This is a genomic window from Uliginosibacterium paludis, assembly GCF_039631355.1.
Lineage (GTDB): Bacteria > Pseudomonadota > Gammaproteobacteria > Burkholderiales > Rhodocyclaceae > Uliginosibacterium > Uliginosibacterium paludis.
Map to the genome: position 1 here is coordinate 156,581 of NZ_JBDIVF010000002.1, position 15,114 is coordinate 171,694.

The window sequence follows — 15,114 nt, forward strand, 5'->3', positions numbered from 1 at the left end:
CGCGGCCCTCAGTCCTTCTGGCCGACTTCGAAGTTGGCCATGATCTCCAGCGCGCGCACCAGGGCCGAGTGATCCCAGGCCGCGCCGCCGTGCGCCGCGCAGGTGTTGAACATTTCCTGGCAGGTGGCGGTGTTGGGCAGAGCCACGCCGAGCTTGCGGGCGGAGGTGAGCGCGAGGTTCAGGTCCTTCTGGTGCAGCTCGATGCGGAAGCCCGGGTTGAAGGTGCGCTTGATCATGCGTTCGCCATGCACTTCAAGGATCTTCGACGAAGCGAAGCCCCCCATCAGGGCCTGACGCACACGCGCCGGATCGGCACCGGCCTTGGAGGCGAACAGCAGCGCTTCGCCGACGGCCTGGATGTTCATCGCGACGATCATCTGGTTCGCGACCTTGGCGGTCTGGCCGTCGCCATTGCCACCGACGAGCGTGATGTTCTTGCCCATCAACTGGAACAGCGGCAGCACCTTGTCGAACGTGGCCTGCTCGCCGCCGACCATGATCGACAGCGTGGCGGCTTCAGCGCCGACCTGGCCACCGGAGACCGGCGCATCCAGATACTCGCAGCCCAGCGCGCGGATCTTCGCGGCGAACTCCTTGGTTTCGATCGGCGAGATCGAGCTCATGTCGACCACGATCTTGCCGGCGGTCAGGCCTGCGGCAATGCCGTTCTCGTCGAAGAGTGCGGCGGCCACATGCGGGGTGTCCGGCACCATGATGAAAATGATGTCGGCATTCTGCGCGACTTCCTTGCCGCTGGCACAGACCTTGCCGCCGGCATCCGTCAGCGCCTGGGCAACCGGGCCGATGGTAAACAGCGACAGCTCATGACCGCCCTTGATGAGGTTGGCCGCCATCGGCGTACCCATGATGCCGAGACCTACGAAACCGAGTTTGCTCATGTGTGAATCTCCTTGAAGTGAATGAATCCGAAAACCTTGGTCCTGACCCGGAACCGCTTCACCCTTCGACAGGCTCAGGGCGAACGGTTCTGGGGTGAGCGCAAACTTGAAACCCCGTTCGTGCTGCGCTTGTCGAAGCATGAACGGGCGCCTGAGCGTGGATCAGAAAGTTCATGATGGCCGTTCAGAGGTACTTGTCGCGCAGCGCCTGGCTGCCCGAACGCAGGAGACCGATGTCACTGCCCACGGCCACCATGGTGATGCCCATTTCAATGTAGCGGCGCGCGTCGGCCTCCACCGGCGCGAGAATGCCCACCGGCACCCCATGCTTCTTGCCGGCCGCCACCACCGTGGCGATGGCTTCCTGCACCTCGGGATGCAGCGGATTGCCGAGATAGCCGTAGCCGGCGGCCAGATCGGAGGGGCCGATGAACAGCACGTCGACGCCCGGCACCTGGCAGATCGCCTCGATGTCAGCCACCGCCGAGCGGGTTTCCACCTGCACCGCCACCACGATGTTGTGGTTCACCACCTTCTGGTAATCCGGCACCGTGCCGTAGCGGTTGCTGCGGGTGGCAACCGACACGCCACGGATGCCTTCCGGCGGGTAGCGGGTGGCGGCCACCGCAGCGGCGGCCTGCTGCGCGTTTTCCACGAAGGGAATGAGGAAGTTGTAGAAGCCGGCATCGAGCAGACGCTTGATGACGACGGGATCATTCCACTGCGGCCGCACCACCGGCGCGCTCGGGCTGTCCTTGAGCGCCATGAGCTGCATGACCAGGGTCTGCATGTCATTGGGCGCATGCTCGGCGTCGATCAGCAGCCAGTCGAAACCGGCCAGACCGATGATCTCGACCGAGAACGGGCTGGTGAGCTGCTGCCAGCAGCCGATGAGGCGCTCGCCGGCGTGCAGGCGGCGCTTGAAACTGTTGGGAACGGGGGTGTAGATCTCGCTGCTCATGGCGTCGTCCTGTTTTCAGCGCACCAGGCAGGGGCGCTTGTTGTTGAAAGTCCAGCCGGGAATCAGGAACTGCATGGCGACCGCGTCGTCCCGTGCGCCCAGACCCATGTTCCTGTAGGCCTGGTGAGCCTTTTCCACTTCGGCCATGTCGATCTCGATGCCCAGGCCCGGCTTCTCCGGCACCTGGATGAAACCGCCACGGATCTTCAGCGGATCCTTGGTGAGGCGCTGGCCGTCCTGCCAGATCCAGTGCGTGTCGATGGCGGTCACCTTGCCGGGCGCGGCCGCGCCGACATGGGTGAACATCGCCAGCGAGATGTCGAAGTGGTTGTTGGAGTGCGAGCCCCAGGTCAGGCCGAACATCTCGCACAACTGGGCGACGCGCACCGAGCCCTGCATGGTCCAGAAATGCGGGTCGGCGAGCGGGATGTCGACCGACTGCAGCGAGCAGGAATGGGCCATCTGGCGCCAGTCGGTGGCGATCATGTTGGTGGCGGTCGGCAGGCCGGTCGCGCGGCGGAACTCGGCCATCACTTCGCGGCCGGAGAAGCCGGCTTCGGCACCGCAGGGGTCTTCGGCATAGGCGAGAATGCCATGCTTGTCGCGACACAGGCGGATGGCTTCCTCGAGCGACCAGGCGCCGTTCGGGTCCAGCGTGATGCGCGCTTCGGGGAAGCGTTCGTGCAGCGCGATGATGGCTTCCATCTCGACCTCGCCCGCCAGCACGCCGCCCTTGAGCTTGAAGTCGGCAAAACCGTAGCGCTCGTGAGTGGCCTCGGCCAGCCGCACCACCGCTTCCGGCGTGAGCGCTTCCTCGTTGCGCAGGCGGAACCAGTCATTGTCGGCAGCCGGTTCTTCGCGATAGTTCAGCGTCGTCTTCCTGCGGTCGCCCACATAGAAGAGGTAGCCCAGCATCTGCACCGCGTCACGCTGCTGGCCTTCGCCAAGCAGGGCCGCGACCGGCACGTTCATGAACTGGCCGAGCAGATCGAGGAAGGCGGACTCCACCGCGGTCACCGCATGGATGGTGGTACGCAGGTCGAAGGTCTGCAGGCCGCGGCCGCCGGCATCGCGGTCGGCAAATGCACGGCGCATGGCGTTGAGCACCGCGTTCCAGTCGCCCAGACAGCGGCCGATGATCAGCTCGCGGGCGTCCTCGATGGTTTGCCGGATTTTCTCGCCGCCGGGCACTTCACCCAGGCCGGTGTTGCCGGCGCTGTCGGTGAGGATGACGATGTTGCGGGTGAACCACGGGCCGTGTGCGCCCGAGAGATTCAGCAGCATGCTGTCCTGGCCGGCGACCGGAATCACCTTCATGTCCCGGATGACCGGGGCGTTCGGGATCTTGGTATTCATGTTCGTTCTCCTGGATGTTCTGTTCTGGGATTCGGGGGAGGGATGGAATGCGTGTTCAGTTCCGGATCGATTTCGTCAGCGTCACACGCTTGATGTCACCGACCACGAAGAGGTAGCAGGCGATGGCGAGTGCAGCGCAGGCGGCGACATAGACCAGGGCGCCGGCGAAGGAACCGGTGGCCTGCACGATGTAGCCGATGACGATCGGCGTCGTGATGCCGGCGGTATTGCCGAAGGTGTTGAAGAGGCTGCCGGAGAGACCGCCGGCTTCCTTCGGCGAGGTATCTGCCACCACGGCCCAGCCGAGTGCGCCCACGCCCTTGCCGAAGAAGGCCAGCGACATGATCGCGATGACAAGCGCATCGGTCGAGATGTAGTTGCAGGCGATCATGCTCATCGACATCAGCATGCCGAACACGATCGGCGTCTTGCGGGCCACCGACAGCGAGCAGCCGCGGCGGGTCAGGCGGTCAGACAGCCAGCCGCCGAACACGCCACCGAGGAAACCGGCCACGGCGGGCAGCGAGGCCACGAAGCCGGCCTTCAGGATGGTCATGTGGCGTTCGGTGACCAGATACACCGGGAACCAGGTCAGGAAGAAGTAGGTCAGCGTGGTGATGCAGTACTGCCCGATATACACACCCAGCAGCATGCGGCTGGAGAGCAGCTCCTTGATGCAGGCCCAGGTATCGACCTGCGCGGCCTTCTTGGCGGCGCCCTGGCCGGCATCCAGATGCACCAGGCCGCCGCCTTCCTCGATGTAGCTGAGCTCGCTCTTGCTGATGGAGGGGTGAGCCTTGGGGCTGTGGATCACCTTGAGCCACAGCGCAGCGACCAGAATACCCAGGCCGCCCATCACGAAGAACACGCTCTCCCAGCCATGCTCATGGACCATCCAGCCCATGATCGGCGCGAAGAGCACGGTCGCAAAATACTGGGCGGAGTTGAAGATGGCTGCCGCCAGCCCGCGCTCATGCGTGGGGAACCAGGCCGAGGTGATGCGGCTGTTGCCGGGGAAGGACGGTGCTTCGGCCGCACCGACCAGCAGGCGCAGACAGATCAGCGCCGCAACCGCGGCCCCGCCCGCAAAGAAACCGATCGCGCCCTGCATCAGCGTGAACAGCGACCACAGGAAGATGCTGAAGAAATAGGTGACCTTGGAACCGAAGCGGTCCAGCAGCCAGCCGCCGGGCAGCTGTGCCAGCACATAGGACCAGCCGAAGGCCGAGAAGATGTAGCCCATCTCGACCGGCGTGAGATCGAACACGCGCCGGATTTCCGGGCCGGCGATCGAGATCGTGGCGCGGTCGGCGTAATTGATGGTGGTCACGATGAAAAGCATCGCGAGGATGCCCCAGCGTGCGCGGGAATCCAGCTGGACCTTGGCGGGCCTGGCCGTATCGGCCTTGACTGGGGCGCCGGCTGCGTCTGGCGCAATGGCGGCCCCGGTTTGAGGTTGATTCATGGTGCTCCTCCTGACTTGTAGGTGCGGCCAGTGAGACCGCGCTTGTCGTTGTGATGAGGAGAATTGTGAGTATTGCTTATGCGTCCATCAAACCAATGAATGTCTCGATTGATTCAAAAACTGTATTGCGGACAGGGTTAACCCGGAATGCCTTCGCAAAGCGCCGCGCACTGGCCACGCAGCCCCGCCGGCAAGAGCCGGTCAGACTGGCCGCGTCACCCGCTTGCCCGGCCCTCAGCGCATCAGGGGCGCAAGAATCTCGCGCCGGAAGAGCGAGAGCATCGGGTTGTCGTTGTCGCGCCGGAACGAGACGACTCGCCCGACGATGGGTCCCAGCTCCGGCACCGTACGCAGCGTGATGCCTTCCAGATGCAGGCGGCTGGCGGATTCGGGAATCAGCGCCACGCCCAGGCCGGAAGCCACCAGCGCGAGCATGGTGTGGATCTGGCCGACATGCTCGACCACCCGCGGCGCCACGCCGGCACGGTCGAAACACCCCAGCAGCAGCTGGTGGAAGTAACGTGCCTCGTAGGGCGAATACATCAGGAAGTTGCGCCCCTGCAGCTGGGTCAGCGCGACCTCTTCCGGCCACAGCGCGGCATCCTGCTCGGGCACTGCCAGCAGCAGGGTCTCCCCGCCCATCGCGCGCGATTCGAGATCGCCATGACCGGGGTGCGGGCGCAGCAGGCCCACATCCAGCTGGCCGCCACTGAGGGCTTCGAGCTGTGCAGTGCTGACCATTTCCTTGAGGGTGAGGGACACGCCCGGCGCACGCGCCTTGAGCCTGCGCACCAGTTGCGGCAGCAGGTGGTAGCCGAAAGCCGCGGTGAAACCGATGGAAAGCGAACCGGCTTCACCCTTGGCCACCCGTCGCGCCATGGTGGCAGCCTCTTCGGCCATGCGCAGGATGCGCGAGGCTTCCGGAAAGAAGGCCTTGCCTGCCGCAGTGAGGCGCACCGAGCGATTGCTGCGCTCGAGCAGCTGCGTGCCCACGGCATGCTCGAGCAGGCGGATCTGGCGGCTCAGCGGGGGCTGGGTCATGTTCAGGCGTTCGGCGGCACGGCTGAAATGCAGCTCTTCGGCCACAGCAACGAAACAGCGGATCTGGCTCAACTCGAACATCGTAATCTCCGGCGCATTCACTCCGGCGCGACGCTCACGCGCGGATGCGGTCGATGATCATGACAAGTTCGCCCTGCCCTGACCATGCCGGATTTCCCTGCGCGCGGGCCTCTGCACCCCGTTGCGCTTGGACCGGCCCGGCCGCGGCAGGGTTCGGGGTGCGCGCGAATCGCGGGGCAGACCCCCGCCGCTCAGGCCTGTGCCGAGGCCAGCGCCTCGATGAAGGCCTGCACCCGCGGCGAGTTCTCCTCGCTTCGCAAGGCCAGCGCCAGCACGAGTTCCGCGCCCTCGTCCGCCAGCGGAATGAAGCGCACGCCGCCGACGCTGAGCGTCGCCATCGGCGCGGCCAGCACCGCCACGCCCATGCCGGCCGCCACCAGCCCGATCTGCGTCAGCGCCTCGCGCGCTTCCTGGGTGACATGCGGACGGAAACCGGCACACAGACAGAGGTCTTCCAGATAGCCCACCAGCGTCGCCCCGAGCCCGGCGGGATAACCGATGAAGGCCTCGTCCCGCACCTCGGCGATCGACACCTCGCTGCGCCCGGCCAGGCGATGCTCCTGCGGCACGATGAGGCACAAGCGGTCCCGCTGCAACGGCCGCACTACCAGGCCGGGCGGTGCCTCGGCCTCGTTGTAGCGCACGAAACCGATGTCCAGCTCGCCCGCCCGCAGCGCCGCGAACTGGCCGTAGGTGTACATCTCGCGCAGCCGCATCACCACCGCCGGAAAGGCCTCCCGGTAACGCTTGAGCGCCCGGGAAAGCTCGCCGATCAACACTCCGCTGGAGGTGAAACCGATGCGCAGCTCGCCCACCTCGCCCCGCGCGATGCGCTGCAGCTCGGCCGGCACGCCGCCGCTGGCGGCCAGGATCTCGCGCGCCCGCCCGAGCAGGTGCTGACCGGCCTCGGTGAGCTGCACCGTGCGCCGGGTGCGGCGGAAGAGCTGCACGCCCAGCTCGGCTTCGAGCGCCTGGATCTGCTGCGAGAGCGGCGGCTGTCCGATGTGCAGCCGGGCCGCCGCCCGCGTGAAGTGCAGCTCCTCGGCCACGGCCACGAAGTAACGCAGATGGCGCAGCTCCATTCATATCTCCAGCAGATCAGTTGATGCGGAAATATATATTGGACAGCCTGTTTCCTGCCTCCTAAGATCCCGGGTTCTTCTCCGGCATGCCGCCGGAATGTGCGGCCTGCCCAGTCACCGTTTCCGGAGCTTCCCATGACCGATCGCTACGCCATCATCGGCAATCCCGTGGCCCAGGCCAAATCGCCCGCCCTGCAAACCGCCTTTGCGCAACAGTTCGGCGAGGACATGAGCTATGGCGCGATCCTCGGCGAGCCGGGTCGCTTTGCCGAAGCGGTGCGCGAATTCCAGCGCAGCGGTGGGCTGGGCATGAACATCACCATGCCCTTCAAGCTCGACGCCTTCGAGCTGGCCGACGAGCTCACGCCACGCGGCCGGGCGGCCGGCGCAATCAACATGTTCACGCTGCGTGCCGACGGCACGATCCTCGGCGACAACACCGACGGCTTCGGCATCATGCGCGACATCACCCACAACCTCGGCCGCTCGCTCAAGGGCGCACGCGTACTGCTGCTGGGCGCCGGTGGCGCCGTGCGCGGCACGCTGCTGCCGCTCTTCGACGAGCAGCCGGCCGAGATCTTCATCGCCAACCGCACCGCCAGCAAGGCCGTGGATCTGGCCGCGGAGTTCAGCGCCCAGGCGGGCGGCATCCGGCTGGCCGGCGGGGGCTTTGCCGACATCGCCGGCCGCTTCGACGTGATCATCAACGGCTCCGCCTCCAGCATGAGCGACGAAGTGCCGCCGCTGCCCGCCGGCATATGGGACAAGGATTCGCTCGCCTATGACATGGCCTACCGCAAGGAGCCGACCGCCTTCGTGCGCGCCGCGCGTGCGGCCGGCGTGGGCCAGGCCAGCGACGGCCTCGGCATGGTGGTGGAACAGGGCGCGGAATGCTTCTTCCTCTGGCGCGGCAAGCGCCCCGACACCGCCCCGGTCATCGCCGCACTGCGCTGAACCGGCTTCGCCGGCGTGCCGGGTGCTGAGTGCCGAGGACCAGATGGTCCGGCACTCACACCCCACTCCCCACTCCCCACTCCCCACTCCCCACTCCCCACTCCCCACTCCCCAGACCAGTGACTCACGAACTCCTCCTCCTTCTGCCGATTTCCTTCATCGCTGGCGCGATCAATGCCGCCGTGGGCGGTGGCGGCCTGATCGGCGTGCCGGCGCTGTATGGCGTGCTGACCAGCTACACGCCGGCGCAGATCATGGGGGTGGACAAGTTTTCCTCGGTGATGGGGCATGCGGTGTCGATCCGCCAGTATGCGGCGAAGATGGATCTGCCCTGGCGCCTGATCCTGCCGACCGCGCTGACGGCCTTTGCCGGCGCCTATCTCGGCGTGCGCATGCTCGACCTGATGCCCAGCCACTGGATGCGGCCGATCGTGATCGTCGTGCTCGCGGTGATGCTGGCCTACACCTGGTTCAAACCGCAGTTCGGCCATCAGGACACCAGCCGCGCGCCGACCCGGCAGGATCTCGCCAAGGGCGCCGCGCTCGGCCTGGCGCTGGGTTTCTATGACGGCTTCATCGGCCCCGGCACCGGCAGCTTCCTGCTCTTCCTGTTCGTACGCTTCTTCCATTTCGACTTCCTGCGCGCGACGGCCTGCGCCAAGGTGGTCAATTGCGGCACGAACGCAGCCACGCTGGTCTTCCTGATCCCGGCCGGCATGGTCAACTACAGCCTCGCCGTGCCACTGGGCGCCGCGGCCATCGCCGGCTCCATCGCCGGCTCGCATCTGGCCATGAAGGGCGGCAATCACTGGATCCGCAGGCTCTTCCTCACGCTCGCCATCCTGCTGCTGGCCAAGCTGAGCTGGGAGACGGTCCGCGTCTGGTTATGAATCGGGAGTCGGGAGTCGGGAGTCGGGAGTCGGGAGTCGGGAGTCGGGAGTCGGGAGTCGGGAGTCGGGAGTCGGCAGAAATGATCCCGCAACAGCAGTCCCCAGCACCCAGCACCCAGCACCCAGCACCCAGCACCCAGCACCAAAAATTATGCGGCCTCGGCTGACAGACAGCCGGCCCGGCGCCTGCCATGATTCAGACGGTCCCGGCAAAAGGAGGAACCGATGGATACCGGCGAACACACGATGCATGCGTTGTTTGAACAGCTGGGGCTGGCGAGCGATGAAGCCAGCGTGCAGGCCTTCATCCGACAGTATTCCCCGCTGGCCGAAGAGCTCGCACTCTTCGATGCGCCCTTCTGGACCGCCTCCCAGGCGGCCTTCCTGCGCGAGGCGTTCAAGCAGGATGCGGACTGGGCAGTGGTCATCGATCAGCTCAATCTGAGCCTGCGCGGCTGAGCCACGCGGAAACGGAAACGCCGGCTTGCGCCGGCGTTTCGCGTTCATCCTGATGCGGGCTCAGTGCAGCTTGTCGGGCGCGCCGCAGCACTTCTTGTATTTCTTGCCGCTGCCGCAGGGGCATTCCTCGTTGCGGCCGGGCACGTCTTCGGCGCGCGCCGGCTCGCGCGGCGCAGTGGTGACCCGCAGGTAGCGGCGCCAGAACACATAGATGTACTGCAGGCCGGCCACCAGCAGGCTGATGACTTCGTCCCGCTCCTTTTCGGTGAGCGGATTGCCCGGTGACTTCTCGCCGGTGTCGAAGGCCGCGATCAGGTTGAGCACGGCAACGCATTCCTCGTCCTGCTCCAGCGCATCCCAGTACTGGTCTTCGAGCCAGTCGAGGCCGTCCCGGAAGCCGCGCGCCCAGCCTTCGGCCAAGGGGCAGCCGCTCTCGCCCGGATCGTCGAGATAGGGGAAGTACATCAGCTCGGAGCCTTCCTCGGCCGAGAGCCCGGACCAGTCCTCGCGGAAGCCCGACTCCACGGTATTCCAGTGCCGCAGGAGCAGCTCGAAGACGCGACGCGTGTCTTCCTCGCTGATGTCTTCTTCCTCTTCCTCGCCCAGCACGACCGGCAGCCATTCGGCCGGCAGGATGGTTTCCGGGCCGGTGATCAGCGCGCAGAAAAGGCCATCGAGCTCCTCGATGGCGCAGGAACCGGGATAACGCTCGAGCAGCTCGTCAAGCTCCTCGAAGTCGGCATCGGAAAGCGGAGTGTGAAGATCGGGCTTCATGGATAGACGTGTCCTGACTGAATGGATCCGGGCCATTGTCGCGCGAAAGGCCGGCCCGACCTAGGAAAAACGGTGCCCCGCTCAGGTGTTCTGTCGCAGGGGTGGCGTAATGCCCATTGAAAGATAGATGCTGGAGAGCTGCTCCACCCCGATGTCGGCCGGTTTGACCCATTCCGTCGGAACATACAGCAGGCCGCCACCCACCGGAATCGGCGCGGTCGGCACCAGCACCGTGCGGTAGGCCCGGCCGCCGAGTTCGATGATTTCGGGGTTCGGCATCAGCGCCAGCACGGCCACTCCGCCCTCGCCGCCGAAATGGCACCAGACCGGACTCATCGCGGTCATGTCGGCCTTCTGGCTGCGGTCGAACAGGCCGACGAAGCGGTCGGTCGCGTCATACAGGGTGCCGATCAGGGGCAGGCGCTTGATGGTGCGGTCGGCCGCGGCCTTCACATAGCGGCGCAGCCCGGTCTGCACGACCAGGCCCAGCAGGAACACCGCCGCGCCCAGCAAGAGTGCGCCGAGGATGTAGGCCTTCCATTCGTCTTCCACGAGCTGCAGGCCGATCGCGGCGAGCAGCCGGCCAAGCAGGCTGTCCGGGCCGAGGAACTGGCGCACGATGCCGGCCACCCAGCCGAGCAGGATGAAGGTCAGGATCAGGGGCAGCGAAGCCAGCAGCCCGGCCAGAAAGGTGTTGAAGGGCGCCTTGAAGAACTGTTTCATTCTCCGCCCTCGAAAAGATCCGGCGCGCCGCTGCGCGGCTGGACCAGTCCGAAATGGCGCCAGATCGCCGGCGTGGCAACCCGGCCGCGCGGCGTGCGCTGCAGGTAGCCTTGCTGGATCAGGTAAGGCTCCAGCACGTCTTCGATGGTGTCGGGCGCTTCGCCAATTGCCGCGGCGAGGTTTTCGAGGCCGACCGGGCCGCCGGCGAATTTCTCCAGCATCGCGCCGAGCATCTTGCGGTCCATCAGGTCGAGGCCCAGATGATCCACATCAAGCATCGACAGCGCCGCATCGGCCACTGCCTTGCTGATGCGGCCATCGGCGCGCACCTCGGCATAGTCACGGCAGCGGCGCAGCAGGCGGTTGGCAATCCGGGGCGTGCCGCGCGAGCGGCGCGCGATTTCCAGCGCACCTTCGTCGTCGATGGCCACGCCCAGCAGACCGGCCGAGCGGCTGACGATGAAGCCCAGTTCTTCCGGCGTGTAGAACTCCAGGCGCGCGTTGATGCCGAAGCGGTCGCGCAGCGGATTGGTGAGCATGCCGGCGCGAGTGGTGGCGCCCACCAGCGTGAAAGGCGGCAGGTCGAGCTTCACCGAGCGCGCGGCCGGGCCTTCGCCGATCATGATGTCGATCTGGTAATCCTCCAGCGCCGGGTAGAGGATTTCTTCAACGACCGGCGAGAGGCGGTGAATCTCGTCGATGAACAGCACATCGTGCGGTTCGAGGTTGGTCAGGAGAGCTGCCAGATCACCGGCGCGCTCCAGCACCGGGCCGGAAGTCTGGCGCAGATTCACGCCCATCTCGGCGGCCACGATGTGCGCCAGCGTGGTCTTGCCCAGCCCCGGCGGACCGAAGAGCAGCACATGGTCGAGTGCTTCGCCACGGTTTTTCGCAGCGTGGATGAAGATCTCGAGCTGTTCGCGGATCTTCTTCTGGCCCACGTATTCGGCCAGCCGCTTGGGCCGCAGCGCACGCTCGATGACGTCTTCCTGCGGCGTGGTAGCGGCCGCGGACACGATGCGTGGCGCGTTGAGCTGGTCTGTCTGGATCATGCGCTGGAACATAGCACAGCCCGTATGAATGGCGTACCCTTGGTCAGCCAAGAAAACAGGATTGTCAGCATGGGTTTGCTTGACTGGTTCCGCAGCAGTACGCCGAAACTCGACGAGACACGGATCTCGCAGGCGGCCATCGACGAAGCGATCGACTATGTCGTGAAGGTCACCGACGCCCGCCTGACGCTCGTCAATCACTACCGGCCGCGCCTGGCCGGCCCGGTCACCCGCACCCTCGAATATCTGCACGATCAGCGCGGCCTGATGCCGGCCACGCGCCATGCAAACAGCATGTCCTGGTCGATCGATCCGACGCTGCGCGCGATGTTCGGGCAGTCCGCCGATCTGGTCCGCACCTTCCAGCGCTGCGACATGCTGCGCGACTACGCCGCGAGCGCGCCGGCGATGGATCCGATCTACACCATCCTCGGTATGGACTTCGAAGAGCAGCAGCGCTTCGGCACCGGCCTGCAGGGCCAGATGGTGGTTCGCGACGTCGCCCGCACCGCGCTCAGCTTCAGCCATTACCGGATGCGACTCTTCGCCCGCAGCGAGGACGATCTGGCCCGCGCCTTCTCGCGCCGGCTCTTCGACGAGCTGGCCCTGATCTCGCTCGAGCGCATGCAGGCCGAAACCGACGCGCGCCGTGAGCTGGAGGAAGACCGGCAGCTGCTCGGCGCCCGCCTCAACACCTTCAATCAGCGCGGCATGGGCGCGGAATCCTTCCTTGGCGAAGCCGGTGCCGCACTGAGCCCGGAAGAGTCGCAGCGCCTGCTGCGTCGGCTGGAGGAAAACGAAACCCGCCTGGCCGCACTCGGCAGCCCCAGCGAAAGCCTCGACCGTCAGCTCGACTACCTCGCCGAAGTGCTGGCCGAGCCGATGAACTATGTCAGCGTCGACAAGCGCTGCCTGCATCTCGACAGCATGAACGCGGTGGTCGATGCCGAAACCGGCGAAGCGGTGGAGTTCGGCGTCGTGACCTTCATGCGGCAGCGCCCGGTGACCCGCGCCTTCGTGCCACTGGTGGTCGATCGCGGCCTGATCGGCGAGGGCCGTAAGCTCACCCTGGAAAACGCCGAACGCTGGCTCTGAAGCGGCCGCACCGCCCTTGCGGCGGGCGGCGGGGCCGGATGGCGGGAATCCCTTATGATGTGCCCACCGCACTCATTCCGGATCCCGTCATGCCCGAGCCCCACGCCTCTTTCAACCTGACGCGGACGCTGATCACCATCGCGCTGACGAGCATGCTGCTGCTGGCCTCGCTGTGGGTGCTCTCGCCCTTCCTGCTGGGCATCACCTGGGCCACGATGATCACCGTGGCCTCCTGGCCGCTGATGATCCGGCTCGAGCGTTTCTTCCGCGGCTATCGCAGCCTCGCCATCCTGACGCTGATCACCGGCCTGCTGCTGATGATCTTCCTGCCCTTCACGCTGGCGATCTTCACCCTCGTCGATCATGCCGCTGACATTGCCGCGCTGGCCGCGTCGCTGAAGGACTTCGTCGCCCCCACGCCACCGCAATGGCTCACTTCGGTGCCCTGGCTGGGCAAGCGTCTGGGCGAGCTCTGGACGCAGGGCGCCGCGCTCGGCGTGCAGGGGCTCACCGCCAAGGCCGCGCCCTACGCCGGCAGCCTGAGCCGCTGGTTTGCCGACCGCATCGGCGGGCTGGGCATGCTGCTGGTCCAGATCCTGCTGGCCGTCAGCATCTCCGCCATCTTCTACTACCAGGGCGAAACCGCCGCCGCCACGCTGCGCCGCTTCATGCGCAAGCTCGGCGGCCGCCGCGGCGAGGAAATGGTGCTGCTCGCCGCCGGCGCGATCCGCGGCGTGGCACTCGGAGTGGGCGTCACCGCGCTGCTGCAGGCCGTGCTGGGCGGGCTGGGCTTGTTCGCGGCCGGGATTCCGTTTGCCACCCTGCTCACCGCACTGATGTTCATGCTCTGCATTGCCCAGCTCGGTGCGGTGCCGGTGCTGCTGCCGGCGGTGATCTGGCTCTACTGGAACGACCAGACCGGCTGGGCGGTGTTCCTGCTGATCTGGATGATCGTGGTGGTGAATCTGGACAACTTCCTGCGGCCCTGGCTGATCCAGCGCGGCGCAGACCTGCCGCTGCTGCTGATTTTTGCCGGCGTCATCGGCGGCATCATCAGCATGGGCCTGGTCGGCATCTTTCTCGGCCCGCTGCTGCTGGCCCTGAGCTATACGCTGACGAACTGGTGGATGAGCGAAAGCGACGAGCCCGAGCCGGGCGCGCTGCCGCCCGAGGGCTACGCGCCGATTCCGGAAGAAACGCCGCCCGCCTGATCAGCCCTGCACCAGTACGCTCTGCGCCGGATCCGCCGGGTCATGAAAGACCTTCACCCGGCGGCCGGGCGCATAACCCGCGAGCTCGGCTTCCGCCTTGCTGCGCTCGCGGTGCCCCTGATGGGCGTAGCGGATGCGCGTGCCGCGATAGCTCTGCCCGGCCACCGTGTAGGTGTAGCCCACCTCCACCGTGAAGCGCCGGCTGCCTTCGCCGTTGTTGCTGCCGTCATCACTCTCGACAATGCGGGCCGACACGATCTCGCCCTCCACCGCCGGCCAGCTCCGGCTGGCCTGCTGGCGGCTCCAGACATGCCAGACCCCGCCCGCGATCAGCCCGAGGACCAGCACCGCAAGCAGGCTGATCATCGTGGGCCTCATGCCTTGGAGAGCAGCTTCAGCGCGGCACGGATGCCTTCCGACACGCCGATGTCGGCCGGCAGCTGCTTGAGGGCGGCGTTCGCTTCCTTGTCGTTGTAACCCAGCGCCAGCAGGGCGTTGACGATGTCGCTCTGCGCCGCGTACTGCGGCGACACACTGGTACCGGACACGCCCGGCAGCGCCTTGGCGAGCTTGTCCTTGAGCTCCAGCAGCAGACGCTCGGCCGTCTTCTTGCCGATGCCGGGCACCTTCACCAGCCGGCCCGACTCCTGCAGCGCGACCGCACTCGCCAGATCCGCCACCGACATGCCGGAGAGCACCGCCAGCGCGGTGCGTGCGCCGATGCCGGAAATCTTCAGCAGCTGACGGAAGGTGGCGCGTTCGTCCTCACCGCCGAAGCCATAGAGAAAGTGACCATCCTCGCGCACCGCCATGTGCGTCACCAGTACCACCCGCTCGCCGAGATTGGGCAGGTTGTAGAACGTGCTCATCGGCACCTCGACCTCGTAGCCGACGCCATTCACGTCGAGCAGGATCTGGGGCGGGTTCTTTTCAAGCAGGGTTCCGGTCAGGCGGCCGATCATGTTGAGTTCCGTGCGGGTGTTCGTGTCCCGGCAGGATAACAAAGCCGCAGCACTTCCCGCCTGCCCGCGGCCAGGCGCTGACGACCGGACCCGGGCTTGCCCTGGCTCA

At 66.3% G+C, this 15,114-nt stretch carries 16 protein-coding genes; 5 read left to right on the top strand and 11 right to left on the bottom strand.

Annotated features, from left to right (window positions below; translation table 11 throughout):
• Window positions 1-8: 8 nt before the first annotated feature.
• The 6 genes from glxR to ABDB87_RS05755 all read right to left on the bottom strand — a co-directional run bounded on the left by glxR (window position 9) and on the right by ABDB87_RS05755 (window position 6,885).
• Window positions 9-899 carry a 2-hydroxy-3-oxopropionate reductase gene (glxR, locus tag ABDB87_RS05730; RefSeq protein ID WP_345924966.1) on the bottom strand — a complete coding sequence of 297 codons (891 nt, stop codon included), beginning with the start codon at window positions 897-899 and terminating at the stop codon, window positions 9-11.
• 184 nt (window positions 900-1,083) lie between these two features.
• Window positions 1,084-1,860 carry a 2-dehydro-3-deoxyglucarate aldolase gene (gene garL / locus ABDB87_RS05735; protein WP_345924968.1) on the bottom strand — a complete coding sequence of 259 codons (777 nt, stop codon included), beginning with the start codon at window positions 1,858-1,860 and terminating at the stop codon, window positions 1,084-1,086.
• Window positions 1,861-1,875: 15 nt separating this feature from the next.
• The gene (gene gudD, locus ABDB87_RS05740) at window positions 1,876-3,216 is read right to left on the bottom strand and encodes a glucarate dehydratase (protein WP_345924970.1); all 1,341 of its coding nucleotides are present in this window, start codon (window positions 3,214-3,216) and stop codon (window positions 1,876-1,878) included.
• Between the two features lie 55 nt (window positions 3,217-3,271).
• Window positions 3,272-4,681 carry an MFS transporter gene (locus ABDB87_RS05745; RefSeq protein ID WP_345924971.1) on the bottom strand — a complete coding sequence of 470 codons (1,410 nt, stop codon included), beginning with the start codon at window positions 4,679-4,681 and terminating at the stop codon, window positions 3,272-3,274.
• Window positions 4,682-4,915: 234 nt separating this feature from the next.
• On the bottom strand, window positions 4,916-5,803 hold the full coding sequence (locus ABDB87_RS05750) for a LysR substrate-binding domain-containing protein (RefSeq protein ID WP_345924973.1): 888 nt from the start codon (window positions 5,801-5,803) through the stop codon (window positions 4,916-4,918).
• 191 nt (window positions 5,804-5,994) lie between these two features.
• On the bottom strand, window positions 5,995-6,885 hold the full coding sequence (locus ABDB87_RS05755) for a LysR substrate-binding domain-containing protein (RefSeq protein WP_345924976.1): 891 nt from the start codon (window positions 6,883-6,885) through the stop codon (window positions 5,995-5,997).
• Window positions 6,886-7,020: 135 nt separating this feature from the next.
• Between ABDB87_RS05755 and aroE the strand changes: the two genes are divergently transcribed.
• The 3 genes from aroE (at window position 7,021) to ABDB87_RS05770 (ending at window position 9,188) form a co-directional block, all read left to right on the top strand.
• Window positions 7,021-7,839, top strand: coding sequence for a shikimate dehydrogenase (gene aroE / locus ABDB87_RS05760; RefSeq protein ID WP_345924978.1), 819 nt, complete (start codon window positions 7,021-7,023; stop codon window positions 7,837-7,839).
• Between the two features lie 119 nt (window positions 7,840-7,958).
• A complete protein-coding gene (locus ABDB87_RS05765) occupies window positions 7,959-8,729 on the top strand; it encodes a sulfite exporter TauE/SafE family protein (RefSeq protein WP_345924981.1) in 771 nt (256 codons plus the stop codon).
• Window positions 8,730-8,954: 225 nt separating this feature from the next.
• Window positions 8,955-9,188 carry a DUF2789 domain-containing protein gene (locus ABDB87_RS05770; RefSeq protein WP_345924982.1) on the top strand — a complete coding sequence of 78 codons (234 nt, stop codon included), beginning with the start codon at window positions 8,955-8,957 and terminating at the stop codon, window positions 9,186-9,188.
• Window positions 9,189-9,248: 60 nt separating this feature from the next.
• On the opposite strand, the gene ABDB87_RS05775 is transcribed toward ABDB87_RS05770, so the two are convergent.
• The 3 genes from ABDB87_RS05775 to ruvB form a co-directional block, all read right to left on the bottom strand.
• Complete coding sequence (locus tag ABDB87_RS05775) at window positions 9,249-9,962, bottom strand: UPF0149 family protein (protein ID WP_345924984.1); 714 nt, start codon at window positions 9,960-9,962, stop codon at window positions 9,249-9,251.
• 81 nt (window positions 9,963-10,043) lie between these two features.
• Complete coding sequence (locus ABDB87_RS05780) at window positions 10,044-10,685, bottom strand: DUF502 domain-containing protein (RefSeq protein WP_345924986.1); 642 nt, start codon at window positions 10,683-10,685, stop codon at window positions 10,044-10,046.
• On the bottom strand, window positions 10,682-11,737 hold the full coding sequence (ruvB, locus tag ABDB87_RS05785; protein WP_345924988.1) for a Holliday junction branch migration DNA helicase RuvB: 1,056 nt from the start codon (window positions 11,735-11,737) through the stop codon (window positions 10,682-10,684). The genes ABDB87_RS05780 and ruvB overlap by 4 nt, the downstream gene beginning before the upstream one ends.
• A gap of 69 nt (window positions 11,738-11,806) precedes the next feature.
• Between ruvB and ABDB87_RS05790 the strand changes: the two genes are divergently transcribed.
• Window positions 11,807-12,832 carry a hypothetical protein gene (locus ABDB87_RS05790; protein WP_345924990.1) on the top strand — a complete coding sequence of 342 codons (1,026 nt, stop codon included), beginning with the start codon at window positions 11,807-11,809 and terminating at the stop codon, window positions 12,830-12,832.
• 89 nt (window positions 12,833-12,921) lie between these two features.
• The gene (ydiK, locus tag ABDB87_RS05795) at window positions 12,922-14,043 is read left to right on the top strand and encodes an AI-2E family transporter YdiK (RefSeq protein WP_345924992.1); all 1,122 of its coding nucleotides are present in this window, start codon (window positions 12,922-12,924) and stop codon (window positions 14,041-14,043) included.
• Here the strand turns inward: ydiK and ABDB87_RS05800 are convergent, their stop codons facing one another.
• Window positions 14,044-14,409: a DUF3592 domain-containing protein gene (locus ABDB87_RS05800; RefSeq protein WP_345924994.1), complete on the bottom strand. Its 366-nt coding sequence runs from the start codon at window positions 14,407-14,409 to the stop codon at window positions 14,044-14,046.
• A gap of 8 nt (window positions 14,410-14,417) precedes the next feature.
• The gene (ruvA, locus tag ABDB87_RS05805) at window positions 14,418-15,005 is read right to left on the bottom strand and encodes a Holliday junction branch migration protein RuvA (RefSeq protein WP_345924996.1); all 588 of its coding nucleotides are present in this window, start codon (window positions 15,003-15,005) and stop codon (window positions 14,418-14,420) included.
• Window positions 15,006-15,114 lie beyond the last annotated feature (109 nt).

Excerpts from the sequence above, each read along its gene's own strand:
- glxR (WP_345924966.1), bottom strand. The coding sequence starts at position 899 with ATGAGCAAACTCGGTTTCGTAGGTCTCGGCATCATGGGTACGCCGATG.
- garL (WP_345924968.1), bottom strand. The coding sequence starts at position 1,860 with ATGAGCAGCGAGATCTACACCCCCGTTCCCAACAGTTTCAAGCGCCGC.
- gudD (WP_345924970.1), bottom strand. The coding sequence starts at position 3,216 with ATGAATACCAAGATCCCGAACGCCCCGGTCATCCGGGACATGAAGGTG.
- ABDB87_RS05745 (WP_345924971.1), bottom strand. The coding sequence starts at position 4,681 with ATGAATCAACCTCAAACCGGGGCCGCCATTGCGCCAGACGCAGCCGGC.
- ABDB87_RS05750 (WP_345924973.1), bottom strand. The coding sequence starts at position 5,803 with ATGTTCGAGTTGAGCCAGATCCGCTGTTTCGTTGCTGTGGCCGAAGAG.
- ABDB87_RS05755 (WP_345924976.1), bottom strand. The coding sequence starts at position 6,885 with ATGGAGCTGCGCCATCTGCGTTACTTCGTGGCCGTGGCCGAGGAGCTG.
- aroE (WP_345924978.1), top strand. The coding sequence starts at position 7,021 with ATGACCGATCGCTACGCCATCATCGGCAATCCCGTGGCCCAGGCCAAA.
- ABDB87_RS05770 (WP_345924982.1), top strand. The coding sequence starts at position 8,955 with ATGGATACCGGCGAACACACGATGCATGCGTTGTTTGAACAGCTGGGG.
- ABDB87_RS05775 (WP_345924984.1), bottom strand. The coding sequence starts at position 9,962 with ATGAAGCCCGATCTTCACACTCCGCTTTCCGATGCCGACTTCGAGGAG.
- ABDB87_RS05780 (WP_345924986.1), bottom strand. The coding sequence starts at position 10,685 with ATGAAACAGTTCTTCAAGGCGCCCTTCAACACCTTTCTGGCCGGGCTG.
- ruvB (WP_345924988.1), bottom strand. The coding sequence starts at position 11,737 with ATGATCCAGACAGACCAGCTCAACGCGCCACGCATCGTGTCCGCGGCC.
- ABDB87_RS05790 (WP_345924990.1), top strand. The coding sequence starts at position 11,807 with ATGGGTTTGCTTGACTGGTTCCGCAGCAGTACGCCGAAACTCGACGAG.
- ydiK (WP_345924992.1), top strand. The coding sequence starts at position 12,922 with ATGCCCGAGCCCCACGCCTCTTTCAACCTGACGCGGACGCTGATCACC.
- ABDB87_RS05800 (WP_345924994.1), bottom strand. The coding sequence starts at position 14,409 with ATGATCAGCCTGCTTGCGGTGCTGGTCCTCGGGCTGATCGCGGGCGGG.
- ruvA (WP_345924996.1), bottom strand. The coding sequence starts at position 15,005 with ATGATCGGCCGCCTGACCGGAACCCTGCTTGAAAAGAACCCGCCCCAG.